Origin of the sequence: Quyinboa ferrireducens, assembly GCF_042436675.1 — a bacterium.
Lineage (GTDB): Bacteria > Bacteroidota > Bacteroidia > Bacteroidales > UBA5342 > JBHJHP01.
This window is the reverse complement of the sequence record NZ_JBHMVA010000005.1, coordinates 280,711-295,466: the sequence shown is the minus strand read 5'-3', so window position 1 is coordinate 295,466 and position 14,756 is coordinate 280,711. Positions and strand designations below refer to the sequence as shown.

Annotated in this window: 14 protein-coding genes, 1 tRNA gene and 1 rRNA gene; 11 read left to right on the top strand and 5 right to left on the bottom strand. The window is 39.8% G+C overall.

Going from position 1 to position 14,756, the window contains the following annotated elements; all coding sequences use genetic code 11:
• Positions 1-75 (top strand): 5S ribosomal RNA (rrf, locus tag ACE01N_RS20695); the annotation flags it as partial.
• Between the two features lie 60 nt (positions 76-135).
• Here the strand turns inward: rrf and ACE01N_RS10430 are convergent.
• Genes ACE01N_RS10430 through priA form a run of 3 tightly spaced genes read right to left on the bottom strand, consistent with a single transcriptional unit; the run spans position 136 to position 3,927 of the window.
• Entirely contained in the window at positions 136-969 is an 834-nt protein-coding gene (locus ACE01N_RS10430; protein ID WP_380588159.1) for a fructosamine kinase family protein, read from the bottom strand.
• A gap of 9 nt (positions 970-978) precedes the next feature.
• Complete coding sequence (locus tag ACE01N_RS10425) at positions 979-1,458, bottom strand: low molecular weight protein-tyrosine-phosphatase (protein ID WP_380588156.1); 480 nt, start codon at positions 1,456-1,458, stop codon at positions 979-981.
• Between the two features lie 24 nt (positions 1,459-1,482).
• Positions 1,483-3,927 (bottom strand): replication restart helicase PriA, encoded by a 2,445-nt coding sequence (priA, locus tag ACE01N_RS10420; protein ID WP_380588153.1) that lies wholly within the window; start codon positions 3,925-3,927, stop codon positions 1,483-1,485.
• Positions 3,928-4,028: 101 nt separating this feature from the next.
• Between priA and ACE01N_RS10415 the strand changes: the two genes are divergently transcribed.
• Together ACE01N_RS10415 and ACE01N_RS10410 are read left to right on the top strand one after the other, a co-directional pair.
• Positions 4,029-4,352: a nucleotidyltransferase domain-containing protein gene (locus tag ACE01N_RS10415; RefSeq protein WP_380588150.1), complete on the top strand. Its 324-nt coding sequence runs from the start codon at positions 4,029-4,031 to the stop codon at positions 4,350-4,352.
• A complete protein-coding gene (locus tag ACE01N_RS10410) occupies positions 4,349-4,744 on the top strand; it encodes a HEPN domain-containing protein (protein WP_380588147.1) in 396 nt (131 codons plus the stop codon). The genes ACE01N_RS10415 and ACE01N_RS10410 overlap by 4 nt, the downstream gene beginning before the upstream one ends.
• Before the next feature lie 88 nt (positions 4,745-4,832).
• Here ACE01N_RS10410 and ACE01N_RS10405 read toward each other — a convergent pair whose 3' ends face one another.
• Positions 4,833-6,482 carry a S41 family peptidase gene (locus ACE01N_RS10405; RefSeq protein WP_380588144.1) on the bottom strand — a complete coding sequence of 550 codons (1,650 nt, stop codon included), beginning with the start codon at positions 6,480-6,482 and terminating at the stop codon, positions 4,833-4,835.
• A gap of 146 nt (positions 6,483-6,628) precedes the next feature.
• On the bottom strand, positions 6,629-7,603 hold the full coding sequence (locus ACE01N_RS10400; RefSeq protein WP_380588141.1) for an adenosine kinase: 975 nt from the start codon (positions 7,601-7,603) through the stop codon (positions 6,629-6,631).
• Between the two features lie 104 nt (positions 7,604-7,707).
• On the opposite strand from ACE01N_RS10400, the gene ACE01N_RS10395 reads away from it, so the two are divergent.
• The 8 genes from ACE01N_RS10395 to ACE01N_RS10360 all read left to right on the top strand — a co-directional run bounded on the left by ACE01N_RS10395 (position 7,708) and on the right by ACE01N_RS10360 (position 14,754).
• Positions 7,708-7,781: transfer RNA gene (locus ACE01N_RS10395), tRNA-Asn, on the top strand.
• 56 nt (positions 7,782-7,837) lie between these two features.
• Positions 7,838-8,122, top strand: a complete 285-nt coding sequence (locus ACE01N_RS10390) for a GIY-YIG nuclease family protein (RefSeq protein WP_380588138.1) — start codon at positions 7,838-7,840, stop codon at positions 8,120-8,122.
• A 96-nt stretch (positions 8,123-8,218) separates the two neighbouring features.
• Positions 8,219-8,503, top strand: coding sequence for a GIY-YIG nuclease family protein (locus tag ACE01N_RS10385; RefSeq protein WP_380588135.1), 285 nt, complete (start codon positions 8,219-8,221; stop codon positions 8,501-8,503).
• 312 nt (positions 8,504-8,815) lie between these two features.
• On the top strand, positions 8,816-10,909 hold the full coding sequence (locus tag ACE01N_RS10380; RefSeq protein ID WP_380588132.1) for a tetratricopeptide repeat-containing sensor histidine kinase: 2,094 nt from the start codon (positions 8,816-8,818) through the stop codon (positions 10,907-10,909).
• A gap of 28 nt (positions 10,910-10,937) precedes the next feature.
• Positions 10,938-11,675, top strand: coding sequence for a LytR/AlgR family response regulator transcription factor (locus ACE01N_RS10375; RefSeq protein WP_380588129.1), 738 nt, complete (start codon positions 10,938-10,940; stop codon positions 11,673-11,675).
• A gap of 101 nt (positions 11,676-11,776) precedes the next feature.
• The gene (locus tag ACE01N_RS10370) at positions 11,777-12,097 is read left to right on the top strand and encodes a LytTR family transcriptional regulator DNA-binding domain-containing protein (RefSeq protein ID WP_380588126.1); all 321 of its coding nucleotides are present in this window, start codon (positions 11,777-11,779) and stop codon (positions 12,095-12,097) included.
• A gap of 13 nt (positions 12,098-12,110) precedes the next feature.
• Positions 12,111-13,235: an SDR family oxidoreductase gene (locus tag ACE01N_RS10365; protein WP_380588123.1), complete on the top strand. Its 1,125-nt coding sequence runs from the start codon at positions 12,111-12,113 to the stop codon at positions 13,233-13,235.
• 13 nt (positions 13,236-13,248) lie between these two features.
• On the top strand, positions 13,249-14,754 hold the full coding sequence (locus ACE01N_RS10360; RefSeq protein ID WP_380588120.1) for a T9SS type A sorting domain-containing protein: 1,506 nt from the start codon (positions 13,249-13,251) through the stop codon (positions 14,752-14,754).
• Positions 14,755-14,756 lie beyond the last annotated feature (2 nt).

Sequence of the window (14,756 nt, the reverse complement as noted above, 5' to 3'; positions counted from 1 at the left end):
CATTCCGAACAGAGAAGTTAAGCCCAATAGCGCCGATGATACTGCGTATTGTGGGAAAGTAGGTCGCCGCCATTTTATAGAAAAGCCTTTCAGAGTAATCTGGAAGGCTTTTTTTGTTGATACTTATTATGTCGGTTATACATAATAACTCATCAGATGAACAGCCTGTGTATAATACCCGGAACCGAATAGATTAAGGTGGTTTAAAATATGGTAGAGTTTGTAGATATTTTCACGGTATTCCCATCCTTCTTTTAAGGGATACTCAGCATTATAGGCAGTGTAGAAGTCAGGATTAAAACCACCGAACAGTTTTGTCATGGCAAGGTCTGCTTCCCGGTGACCATAATAGACTGCAGGATCAATCAAAACCGGATAGCCTTCAGGATCGGCCATGTAATTTCCTCCCCATAAATCGCCGTGCAACAGAGCTGGTTCCTCTGCGCTTTCGCCAATAATCTCAGGAAGTTTATCAGCCAGTTTTGAAAATAGCTTCTGAAATCTGCTGTCACCATAGCCATTGGAAAGTGCCAGCTCAAACTGGAATTTCAGTCGCTTATTGAAAAAAAATGTAAGCCAGTCGGTTCTTTCTTCTCCTTTGGCCAGGTTCGATTGTGCTGTGGCTCCTATATAATTATCTTCAAAAAAACCGTATTCCGATGCATGAAACTGATGTAACCGTGCAAACTGTTGTCCAAATGTTTCGAAAAAGTCCCGCTTTTTTGATCCCTGCTCAATATATTCAGTAACCAGCATCTCTGAATCAAAATGCAGAACTTCCGGTATTTTGATTGCTTTTGCCTTCGTCAGTTCTTTCAGTCCATTGGCTTCGAGACGAAACGACTCCGGACTGGTGCCGGATTTTACAAATACCGTCATGCCGTTTGCAAGTTTCACCTTTCTGGCATTGGCAATACATCCTCCTCCGAGAGAGCGCTCTTCTATTATTTCGGAATTCAGAATCTTCATGATAATAAATTATTCACCGACCAGCTTTTTCTTTTGAACATATCGTAACAATCCATTACAGGAGTCTTCCAGAAGATCAAGTACCAACTCGAAGCCGGCAGCACCGCCATAATACGGATCAGGTACTTCGCTATAGTTATGTTCCTGACTAAAGTCGGTCATTTTTACGATTTTGTTTTCTGCGTCTTTGTCCGGAGCCATACGTTTTAAATCTCTGAAGTTGGCATTATCCATGGCAACAATCAGATCAAAAGTTTCGAAATCTTCCGGTTGAATTTTACGTGAGATGCTGGTAAGGTTATAACCGCGTTTAATGGCATGGCTCTGCATACGGGCATCGGCATTTTCACCAGCGTGATAAGCCATAGTACCTGCGGAGTCCACATGAAATAAATGGTCCAGCCCTTCTTTTCGGATCACCCCATTAAACACAGCTTCGGCACTGGGTGAGCGGCAAATATTACCAAGACAGACGAATAGGATATTCATATTATGTTTTGTTTTTGTTCTGATTTAGTTTGGATCAACATCAAAAATAAATTTGATCGTTTGGGGGATATTGTTCTGTTTTAAGGTCAAATGCATTCCTTCCGATAAAACGTTTTTGATCCGTTTTAGTTCTCCCGGATTTTGAGATTTAACCAGAATACGTTCCTGGTACATTCCTTTTATTTTGCTTATGGCCGGGACTTCAGGGCCCAGAATACGAGCGCCTAAGTCTTTTCGGATGATTTGGGCAAAAGTTTGGGCTGCATGGTGAAGTACCTCCTGGTTGGAATGCCTGAGAACAACGTCGATAACCCGGTTGAAAGGTGGATATTTGAACAGTTGACGTTCTTCAAGTTCTGATTCAATAAAAGCCATGAATTCACCGTTCGTCAATGTACGAATCACAGGATGATCCGGTTGATGCGTCTGGATCAGCACCTTACCTTGTTCTGCACGCCTGCCCGCACGCCCTGAAACCTGGATCAACATTTGCAGCGCTCTTTCTGACGCCCTGAATTCGGGGAAGTTCAGCAGATTATCGGCATTTAATACACCGACAAGGCCAACATTATCGAAATCCAGTCCACGTGAGATCATCTGGGTTCCAACCAGAATATCTATTTCACCCTCTTCAAATTCACTCAGAAGTTTTTCCATTTTTTTTAACCCACCCGTGGTATCTGCATCGAAACGTTTGGTAATGGCATCGGGGAAGATAGCCTTAATTTCTTCTTCCACTTTTTCAGTGCCGAATCCTTTATTCATGAGTGCTTCTTCTCCACACGAGGGGCAAACGCGGATAACGTTACGTGTTGACCCGCAGTAGTGGCAGCCCATCAGGTGTTTGTCGAAATGCCAGGTCATAGGTACATCGCAGCTTTTGCATTTCTGAACCCAACCACAGGCACGGCATTCAATAATTGGGGCATAACCCCGTCTGTTTTGAAACAGAATAATTTGTTTGCCAGCCTCAAGACTTTCTTTCATTGCATCAATCAGCTCATACGAAAAATGATGTCTGATTTTTTTCTTTTTGTAAGATTGCGTTAGATCTACAATTTTAATCTCCGGAGCAGTGGCATTTCCAAAACGTTGAGTAAGTTCTGTAAACCCATATTTGCCTGTTTGAGCATTGTGAATGCTTTCTACTGATGGGGTTGCACTTCCAAGCAATACTTTGGCTTTAAGCATATCAGCCAGCATTACGGCTGCATCGCGTGCAAGGTAGCGTGGAGCAGGGTCCTGTTGTTTCAGACTTCGTTCGTGTTCTTCATCAATAATGATTAGTCCGAGGTTTTCGAAAGGAAGAAACAGGGCACTCCGGGCACCAAGAACGAGCGAAACGGGCGAATCTTTTGAGATGCGTTTCCAGAGTTCCGTACGTTTATCAAAATTGAATTTGGAATGGAAGATGGCCATTTGTGATCCGAAAACCCTTTTTAACCGTTTGCTAAGCTGTGTCGTTAAACTGATTTCGGGGACCAGCATTAAAACCTGTTTGCCTTGTTCTATTTGTTCTTTGATCAGGTGAATATAGATTTCCGTTTTGCCACTGGCTGAAGCGCCCTTAAGCAAAACGACAGACTTGTCCTCAAATTGCGATTTTACGGAGTTAAATGCTTCTGTTTGCCATGGGGTTAATGGATTCGGTTCAACAACCGGAATTTTTTCTTCCAACCTGCTGATTTCTATTTCGTGCTCTACAAAAGCGCCTTTCTTAAGCAACGCTTTGTAGGCAGTATATCGTCCTCCTTTTGTGAGCTGTTGCCTGGGAACAAACGGATCATTCTCTTCTTCACTCAGGCTGTAATAACTTATCAGAAGCTGTTCCTGAACCGGGGCTCTGGATAAGGAACTGAAAAATGCTTCGAGTACGTCGTCATCTTTAAACATATCAGCAACGGTGACAAAGGTTTCTGTTTTCGTTTTGTACCGTTCTTTTACATTTTCCTCAAGAACTACAGCAGAAGAATCCAGTAACTTTTTTACTGAATGAAATGTGTTTTTAATGCCAAGCGACTTTTCAATCTTTTTGAGTTCTCCCTTTTTGTTGGCGGTCAGCCACTCGTATATTTTGGCTTCATTGCCCTCGAATCGTGTATCCGATTCAAAGTCATGGTTCAGGGTGAGGATGCTGTTGCTCTCAACCAGTAAACCTCCGGGAAGTGCGGCGAGCATTACTTCGCCAATGGTACACATGTAATAGCTTGCAATCCACTGCCAGAATTTAAGATCATTTAATGAAATGACTGGTAGTTCATCCAGAAGTTCCGTGACTTCTTTCAGCGTATAATTCGTCTCGTTTTCTGTTTTGATCCCAATTATAATTCCGGTTATGTGTTTGCGCTTCCCAAAAGGCACAATAACTCTGCAGCCAATCAAATTATCAGGTTTTTCTGAGATGAGATAGCTGAAAGGTTCGTTTACCGGAACCGGGATTAGTACATCAACGATATAGTTATGATTCATGTTTGCGATGGTAACAAATGTACACAAAAAGGCAACCTATTAATAAAGATGTTAGATTGAAATGGGTTGTGTTCGTTAAAAAATGATTTAAATTTGTAGTTATGACAATGAGAGATTCAAATATTGCAAAGATGATTAGTTCTCGGATAAGGGAAAAAGATCCGGGAGCTGAGGTTATATTATTTGGATCACATGCCCGTGGAGACGCAAGGGGCGATTCTGACTGGGATGTTTTGATTTTAATAGATCAGGAAAAGCAATCCAGATTGGTAGAGAAAAAATACCGTGATGAGATGTTTGATCTGGAATTGGAAATTGGACAACCAATCTCAACCCTTGTATTCTCAAAGTTTGAATGGAACTCAAAATACGCAGAAACTCCGTTATATAAAAATATTCAAAGTGAGGGAGTCAGGTTAACATGATGGATGCTAAACAAGATTATATAAATTATCGCATTAAAAGAGCAGAAGAAATATATCAGGATGCTCAATTGTTGTTCGAAAATAAAAGATGGCGTTCCTGCGTTAATCGCTTGTATTATTCTTCATTTCAGCTGGTAGGTGCTTTGATGATGAAACATGGAATTACGGCTAAATCTCATGATGGCTTGAAAACAAAATTTTTGCAACTTTTTATTAAAACCAAAAAGATTAACGTTGATTATGGCAGACTTTATTCGCAACTGATAGACTGGAGACAAGAGAGTGATTATGCAGACTTTGTAGATTTTAGTGAAGCAGATGTTGCTCCATTAATGGAAAAGGTAAATGCTTTTAATACGATTTTAATTGAACTCATAAATAAGGATTTATAGGATGATCTAAAATATGATTTCTCCATGTTAGAAGAAAACAAAACCCCGGCAAACGCCAGGGTTTTTATATTTTATAGTGTTGGTATGTTTATTCTGCTATAGCCAGTATTTTCCTGTAATCTTTGCCATTCTGAATGGTTTCAATTGCTTTATCCAGTATAACATCATCTTTCAGGGCTACTTTGGCTTCTCCTTTCTGGTAATAGTACCGTTTAACAATTTCCTGAGCAATCAGATCCTTAATTTCCTTCTTAAATACATTCAGATCTTTGTCCAGATCAGGCTTCAGCAGAGAATCGAGTTTGTCTATTTCTTCCTGGGATATTTTATTGTATCCCTCTGCTTCAACGGTACTCTTAAGTTTTTCAAGTTGTTCGTGACTCTTAGTCTCATAATCGAAATCCTTACTTTTCACATAAGTGATAAAGTTATTGTAGTCAGCATCACTGAATGTAAAATTCTCCGGTGATGGTATGCTTTTATGATTATTGGCATACTGTGTGGCATAATCGAAGATAATATAATCACGAATCAGTTCGATAGTGACATTTCCCGGACGGTCAAACTCGGATTTTACATCCGGTAATATACCTCCACCATCTTTTACGGTTCGTCCGTTCTTGGTTTTAAACGTTGATATTAATGAATCAGGAACACGTCCCACGCTGCCATCAGGATTACGGTGTGAATAATCAAGAGCCTGAATACAACGTCCGCTTGGGATGTAATATTTGGCTGTAGTTACTTTCAGCTGTCCTTTATAACTTAATGGTCGTGTAGTTTGAACCAGACCTTTTCCAAATGTTCGCGATCCAACAATAATACCACGGTCCAGATCCTGGATAGCACCCGCTACAATCTCTGAAGCAGAAGCAGAATTACTGTTTACCAGTACGGCCAATGGTATATCCGGATCAACCGGATCGTTTGTTGTTTTATAAACCTTATCCCAGTCATCAACTTTACCACGGGTTGATACAATTTCCTCACCACGCGGGACAAAGAGGTTGACAATATTAACGGCTTCATCAAGAATACCACCAGGGTTTGATCTTAAATCAAGTACAATAGCTTTTGCTCCTCTGGCTTTAAGGTCAAGTAAAGCTTTTTCGGTTTCATCGGATGCTTTGTCTGTAAAGTTTGTCAGCCTGATATAACCGATATCATCCTTGAGAATATCATAGTACGGAACCGGATTGATCGTGATCTTTTCGCGTGTGATATCAAATTCCAGCGGTTTGTTTTCTCCCGGACGTTTCACGGTAATATGAAAAGAAGTTCCCGGCGTTCCTTTCAGCATATCACTTACATCAGAAACCTTTTTGCCTTTCATTTTCTGTCCGTTAATTTCCATGATAAGATCACCTGCTTTAAGTCCGGTTTTTTCAGCCGGCATACCTTCGTAAGGATCAGAAATCATAACGTAACCGTCACGTTGTGAAATAAGCGATCCAATTCCTCCATACTCACCCGTTGTCATGAATTTAAAATCAGCCATCTCCTTTTCGGGGATATAAACTGTATAAGGATCCAGTTGCTCCAGCATATCATCAATACTGGTTTTTATCAACTTTTCCGGTTCTATGGAGTCAACATAAAACAGATCAAGTTCCCTGAAAAGAGAATAATATATATCGAGATTCTTGGCAATCTCAAAATTCCGTTTGTCGCTGTTAAATCCGAAAAATGCAACTACTACTACCAAAACAGCAGCAATAGCAATGTTTCTTTTCTTCATAAATTTCATTCTACTCGAATTTTACTATGTTATCAGACAACTAAAATAATACTATGTGGTTTATGTGGGTCCTGTGCTTAATGAAATTTAACACAATCTGTTAAGGTGCATTATTTTTTCACTTTTCTTCGTTCGAACCTTAATATTTATGAAAGGGCCAACACTTCTTTGATGGCATCCCAACGTTTTTCGTCCATTTTGGCTCCCAGAACCTCTATTACATTCCCTGAAAGCACTGATGCCACTCTGCCACATTCGGCTGGTGAATACCCGTGGATCAGTCCGAAAAGGAATCCTGCTGCATACAGATCTCCGGCTCCGGTTGTGTCTATGGGGTTAACTTTTATAGGATCAACTTTAGTTGTTGTTTTATTCTGAGCAATTAAAGAACCTTTCGCTCCTGTTTTTACTATAGCAATTTCAGTTTTCTCTGCCAACTCATTCAGCGCTGCTTCAGGAGCAAGGCTTGTAAATGATAGGGCTTCTTCTTCGTTGGCAAATACGATATCCACATAATTAGTGATCAGTTTAGCCAGGAATTCCTTGTTGGCTTCCACCACATTATAGCTTGCCAGATCCAATACAATTTTAAGTCCGGCTTCCTTTGCCAGTTTCATCCCGGTCTCAATCAGGTTGTGATCCTGAACAAGATAGCCTTCCACATATAAATAATCATAATCTGAAAACCAGTCTTTATTCAGATCTTCCGGTTTCATCTCTATAGAAGCTCCCAGATAAGTGGCAAATGTTCGCTCTGAATCAGCCGTAACAAATGCGAATGCCCTGCCGGCAGGCGTATCTGATTTCAGGAGGTGACTTTTGACTTTATTGTTGATCAGATCGGATTCAAAAAAAGTACCTATTTCATCTTTGCCGACTTTCCCGATAAAACCGGTCTCAATGCCCAGTTTCGATAAACCGTTTATGGTATTGGCTGCCGAGCCTCCTGTTGCCCTGGTCTGGTATAATGAAGCGGTGAGACTATCAATTTTAATCAGTGTTTCATTATCAATTAGTGTCATGCTGCCTTTGCCCAAGCCGAGCTCATTCAATAACTTTTCTTCACTGTTCGGAAGCATGATATCCACCAGCGCATTCCCTAATCCAAGTACTTTTTTCATTGAAAATTATTTTTAAAAATATTTTTGCAAATATATTGCATAATTAAACAAATCCTTTTAGTTTTGCATCGCTTTTAAAGAAAAGCACAAGGTAATAAATAAATTCCTCAGTAGCTCAGTTGGTTAGAGCGGCGGACTGTTAATCCGTAGGTCGTAGGTTCAAGTCCTACCTGAGGAGCATAAAAATAGGATGTTCGAGAGAGCATCCTTTTTTGTTTTTTAAAACCTGAGGATATGTATTACCTATATATTTTATACTCTATATCAGCAGATAAGTATTATGTAGGTTCCACCGGTAATATTGAACAGCGACTATATCAACATAATAATTCGGCAGTAAATAAATTCACGAGTAAGTATCGCCCCTGGGAGCTTATGTCTTTCTTTGAAGTAGGAGATTCCAAAAGAGTTGCATTGCAAATCGAAAAGCATATTAAAAAGCAAAAAAGCCGCAAATATGTTGAAGATATTGTAACCCGGGGCAGTATTGATGCATTGATTAAGAAATTTACTGATTAATCCGTAGGTCGTATCCCGACGTCCGTCGGGATGAGGAGCAGCGAAAAGGATGTTCGAAAGGGCATCCTTTTTTGTTATAGCCCAAAATCTAAGAAAATGTATTACGTATATATTTTGTATTCCAAATCAGCAGATAAGTATTATGTAGGTTCCACCGGTAATATTGAACAGAGGCTATATCAACATAATAATTCGACTGCAAATAAATTCACGAGTAAGTATCGTCCCTGGGAGCTAATCTCTTTCTTTGAAGTAGGTGATTCCAGAAGAGTTGTATTGCAAATCGAGAATCATATTAAAAATCAAAAAAAACGCAAATATGTTGAAGATATTGTAACCCGGGGCAGTATTGATGCATTGATTAAGAAATTTACTGATTAATCCGTAGGTCGTATCCCGACGTCCGCAGGATGAGGAGCATAAAAAAAGGATGTTCGAAAAGTGATAACAGAATTATCTTTACTTACGGATTGTAAGTAGTTTTTACAAAATTACCCCTAAATCCCCTAAAGGGGACTTAAAGCCTTCCGTCAGCTGACGGAAAGGTTTGGAGGGGTAAAAGAAGGATTGCGTACAAATAATAAGTTCAAAATATTTTTATTTGTCTTTTGAACATCCTTTTTTATGCTTAAACCCTGAGAAAGAGTTCTTTCAATCGGTTCAATTACCCTATATTTGTATAAACTCTCCGACATGTTTTTGCGTTCAAGCCGACTGTTTGTTATAATACTATGGTTGTTCATCGCATCTATACTGAACAGCAGATATTCTTATGGTATTGAACCGGAAACCAGATTCATTTCTGATACATCCATCGTTATTTCATTATTTGAAAAAGGGAATCAATTCATTGACGGACCATCTGACTCATTGGTGCATTATTATTCAAAAGCACTGGATCTGATAAAAAGTAATCTGAAGGATTCGGATGAAATGAAACGAAGCGGGCCGGAATTGTTGTTGCGTTACAAACGGTTTGAGTTCAGGGCATTTATAGAATTGGGGATTGAATATTTCTACCGGAATAATTACGACAAGGCGCTTGTTAACTTTAATAAAGCCTTAAAGGTGGCTACAGCAATTAATGATGTAGATCTGCTTTCGGAATGTAACAGCGAGATTGGCATTGTGTATAAAAACCAGGGAGATTATGACAAGGCACTAACCTACTACGATCTTGCTTTGGATATGGCAAAACATACCTCAGACTCCTCATGGATAGTCAGTTGCCAGATCAATATGGCCAACGTTTACAAGGAGAAAGGATTTCTGACCATTGCACAAGGTTATTATTTTGAGGCCTTGTCAACCCTGGAGCGATTAAAGCACGATCGTCGGTTAGCTGCATGTTACCAGAATATAGGTGAAATTTACCAGAAACAACGGGATTATAAACCGGCTCTGGATTATTACAACAAATCCCTGGATCTGGGGAGATCCGCTAATGATATGATTCGTCAGATTGTGATTAATCTGAATATAGGCTACGTAAAAATAATGCAGAAAGACTATCCGGAAGCAAGGAAATATTTGTTCCAGGCACTGAAGTTGTATGAGGAAACCGGCTATCAGCATGAGATGGATGAATGTTATCTTTTATTAGGGGATACATACCTTCATGAAAATGACCTGGACGAGGCAAAACAATATTTTATCAAAGCCCTGGATATTGCAGAAAAGAAAAACGACAGGAAAAGCAAAGTGGAATCCAAACGCAGGCTTGGTAATGCAGCGTTACTTAGCGGGGACTTTAAAACAGCAGGAACGTATTTTCAAAAAGCTTATGAGGAAGCCAAACAACTAGGAGCGTTGGATCTGAGGATTGAAACCGGACATGCATTGTCGGCTTACCTTGATACGACCGGGAGATATAAAGATGCATTGTATTACACAAGGGAGGAAATGCAGTTAAAAGACAGTTTATTCAACAGCGAGAAATATAAGGCTATTAAAGAGTTGGAGATCCGGCATAATCTTGAAAAAAAGGATCAGCAACTCAGCCTTTTAACAGAGCAAACACAGGTGCAGGAATTGAAGCTGAGCCGAAGGAACAGAATGTTGTTTGCGCTCGGGGCAGTAATCATTCTGATTATTGTTATCAGCTACCTGTTGTACGTCCAGAATAAGCTGAAAGAGAAACATAAGGCTATGGAGCTGGAGCAACAACTGTTGCGATCCCAGATGAATCCACATTTTATTTTTAATTCTCTTATCGCCATTCAGAGTTATATTTATAAAAAGGAACCGGTGCTTGCAGGCGATTATCTGGCAAAATTTGCTGATCTTATAAGGTTAACACTGGAAAACTCCCGGCATGAGTTTGTGCCGTTATCCAAAGAGATTAAAACAATGCAAACCTACATTGACCTTCAGCTGCTCCGGTTTGATCATAAATTCAACTACACACTCAAGGTGGATGAATCGCTGAATGCAGATGCATATCTGATACCTCCTATGTTTGCACAGCCGTTTATTGAAAATGCCATTGAACACGGATTAAGACATTTAACCGAAAAAGGATTGATGGAGATTAGGTATATAAATTCAGGAAAGGAACGGATCAGAATTGAGGTTAAGGATAATGGAATTGGCAGGGATGCTTCGGAAAAACTTAAGCCGGGAGATAAGCATGCTTCACTGGCCATGCAGATTACAAGGGACCGTTTGATGGTGCTTTCAGGGAAACACAGGGAAAGGTTTGACTTCAGAATTGAAGATCTTACCAATAAATTTGGTCATGCAAAAGGCACGTTGGTGGAAATTACATTACCTCTGAAAGGTAATTAATCCGTAAATTTAAAACCGGTTAACCAATATGATGAGAATTGCAATTATAGATGATGAACCTAAAGCAAGAGAAACAATCCGGAATATTCTGGCATTGAGTACTGCGAATCTGATGGTTGTTGGCGAAGCCGGTGATGTAGAATCAGCATGGCAGCTCATAGAATCGAAAAAACCTGATCTTGTTTTGCTGGATATTAATTTGCCGGACGGCTCCGGTTTTGATATTCTGAAACATTTTGATGCCATTGATTTTAAAATTGTGTTTATAACTGCACATGAGGAATATGCCGTTAAGGCGTTTAAATACAGTGCGCTTGATTACATTCTTAAACCTGTTACTGCGTCAGATTTGCTCGATGCTGTAAAAAAAGCTGAGGACACCATTAATAAGGAAGACCATTCTCTGAAACTTAATGCCTTGCTGCATAACCTTGACAAACTGAAAAAAATTGTACTGAAAACGGCTGAAAGTATCCATATTGTTAACGTGCCTCAGATAATCCGGTGTGAGGCCGATGTAAACTATACCATATTTCACCTTAGCGACAGGCAGAAGCTCATCGTATCGAAGCCGCTAAAGGAATACGACGAGCTTTTAGGCTATGCCGGATTCTTCAGACCACACCAGTCACACCTGGTAAACATGGAACATATTCTTCGCTATGACAAAAACGATGGTGGTTACCTCGTGATGGACGATCATTCGGAAGTTCCGGTCGCCACACGTAAAAAGGATGATTTGTTCCGGCTGTTCGAAATGATGTAGAGCTCTTGTATTGCAAATAATAAATAACTCCCTGCAAATAATAATGTAAACCTGACCCGACACTGCGTTGGCCGTAATTTTATAATGCAAAATCACATCCAATGAAAATTGCAGCCAAAGATCATATTCATTTTTATAAAGCTGAGGATATCATCCGCTTTGAGTATGGTACTGAAGACGTTTCTGTTCATTTCAGAAATGGCAATACCGAACATATTGATGCTGAAATGGATCAACTCTCACGCGACCTGGAGGATCAGGGATTTATCCGGGTTCATTTCAAACATATCATTAATATTAATCATATCGCGCAGATTCCCGGTACAGAACCCGATACGGTAAAGCTCGAAAACGGGGATATCATCCCCTTATTACCCGATGCCAGGGACCAGCTACTTACGCTATTAAAAGATCATATATAACAGAAAAACCATAATGAAACCCACTAAAGAAGATATAAGAAAGGAACCGTTGATTTCAAAAATCAGGGACATTAAAGTCGCAGATTCATCCGCTTACCGTTCAGGAATATTTATTACAGGGGCTAATTCCTTTGTTGGAATTCATCTTGTGAAACTGCTCGGAGAAAAGTGGAATGGTCCTGTCCATCTGCTGGTCAGGGCAGAAGATAAAAATGCTGCAGTCCGGCGTATGCAGGATGCGTTTAATTTTGCCGAACTAGGGGAATTCAAGGATGCATTGTATGTTATACATACAGGCGATGTTTGTAAACCGCACATGGGATTGCAAAATGAGGCTTATAATGAGGTGCGAAAAACATGCGGATACGTGGTTCACCTGGCAATGAATCCCGTTTACCATTATCCATACAGACACTTCAGGGATATATGGCTTCCGGAGCTGGAGCACATGTTGTCTTTTTGCTGTGATCCGGAATATCCTAAGAGTTTGCATTATCCATCATCCTATAATGCCGGGTTTTTTACCGATGATGAAGATTTTGAAAACCTGAATGCTAATGCCTGGCAGTCTGGTTATGCCGGTTTTAAATGGGTGGCCAACCATATTATCAGCAATGCTTTCAGGCAGGGAATGAGCGGGTGTATTTATGATATCCCATTGGTTTTAGGCTCTGAAGAAAAGGGAATTTGTCCGGCCAATTATTCCATCTGGCATATCCTGGAGATTTTTCTTGTCAGCGGTACATATATAGATTTCACATTTAGGATCATACCTGTAGATAAACTCGCCGAAATTATACTTGACAATCTTTTAAAAGAAAAGTCAGGAGAAGAAGGCTCTCAGTTTATCAGGCCGGTACTTGAAGAGCCTGTAACTGAGGATTTATTTAAACATACGGCAGTTCGGTTACTGGGTTTGAGCCATACCACAAGGGAACAGTTACGGGATTCATGTATTCATAAACGAAAATTTGATTTTCTTATCCCCGGAAACTTTTACTATCTGCTTGATAAGGTCAATCAACTTAAAGCAGTTTGGCCGCCGGAATACAATAAAAGTCTTTTGCCCTCCACATATAATGTGTTTTACAGTAATCTTATGAAGGTCATTCAACGGCAAAAAATACCATCCCACTAAAAAATTGAAACATATGAAGCCTCTGATTTTACCCCTTGTGTTTTGTTTGTTCTCCGGTCTGATTACAGCTCAGAATGAACGTATATCTCTAATGAAACCAGTTCATAAATCGGTTAAAAGTTCAGGGATTGACCGTGTTGATCAGCGATCATTTTCGGATCAATATGCCAAACAAAACAGTTGGACAGACGCAAAAACGCATAAGCTTGATTCTGTTTATACCGAAACAATTTATGAAACGGATGATCCTATTTTTGAGACAACTACCGAACGTGAAATATACGAATATGACTCTTATGGTAATGTTTTGAAGGAAATGCATCATTTCTGGAATGGAGAAGAATGGAGGCCCCGGTTGGAATATATATTGACTTATAACAGTGCCGGATGGAACCTTTCGGAATTGATCCGTGACTGGGATGAAAATGAAGAGAAATGGGTTGAAACAGCAAAAACTGAACGTACGTATGATGGTGACAACCGGTTGATTTCAATTGTGGAATACGAGGAGGATGGCGATGTGCTGGAGCCCTATTGCAGGACAGAATATTTTTATGAAAACGAAAGCATTTATCCTGTATATGAGATTGATTATGATTGGAGCGGTAGTTGGGATGAAAATTCAAAAACAGAATCCACATGGGACGATAAAGGAAATTTGAAGGAAGAGGTCCGTTATGATTTTCAAAGAGATGAAAGGACATGGATTAAGGATGCAAAATGGGTTTATGAATATGACGATAGCGGTAACTGGATAAGGGAAACAGATTACGACTGGTACGATGAATGGATATTTAACTGGAAATGCGAGAACAGTTATGATTCAAATAATCAAAGGATTCAATACAACTCCTTTGGATGGAATGATGAAGACAGTATATGGTATAACAGTTATCAGTACCTGTATGCATTTAACGAAAACGGGAATATGACCTCAATGTTGAGTGCGCACTGGAGTGATGAATCGGAACAGTTTGTGCCTTATGATAAAAATGAATATGTGTATGACAGTAACTATAACATGTTGTCGCATAGCTATTCAGAATATGAAAAAAGCACAGGTATATGGTCGGTCCGGTTGAAATCGGAATATGAAAGTGCCGCAGGATTATCATTTTTGAACATTGCACTGCCTTTTGAAACCGAGTTTGAGTTTTCCGGTAAGTTTGAATCGGCGCCGCAAACAGAAACCAACTACATTGATGAGGAAGGTAATCTTGTGCCTTACACCAAATTAAACTACTATTATTCTGAGTTGGGAAGTACAGGTATACATTCTGTCAATGAGCCCGACGTTATAGTCTGTCCTAATCCGGCATCTGATATAATCCGGCTTATTTTGCCAGAGGATTTTCATGTGGTAGCTGTGAGAATTATGGACCTTCATGGGCAGTATGTGAAATCGCATAACCCTGAAATACTTAACCGGATAGACTTGTCCGATCTGGAGGCTGGTTACTACCTCATTGAGCTTATTACCAATGAAGCAAATTACTTCTGCAAATTTATTAAAGAATGAAT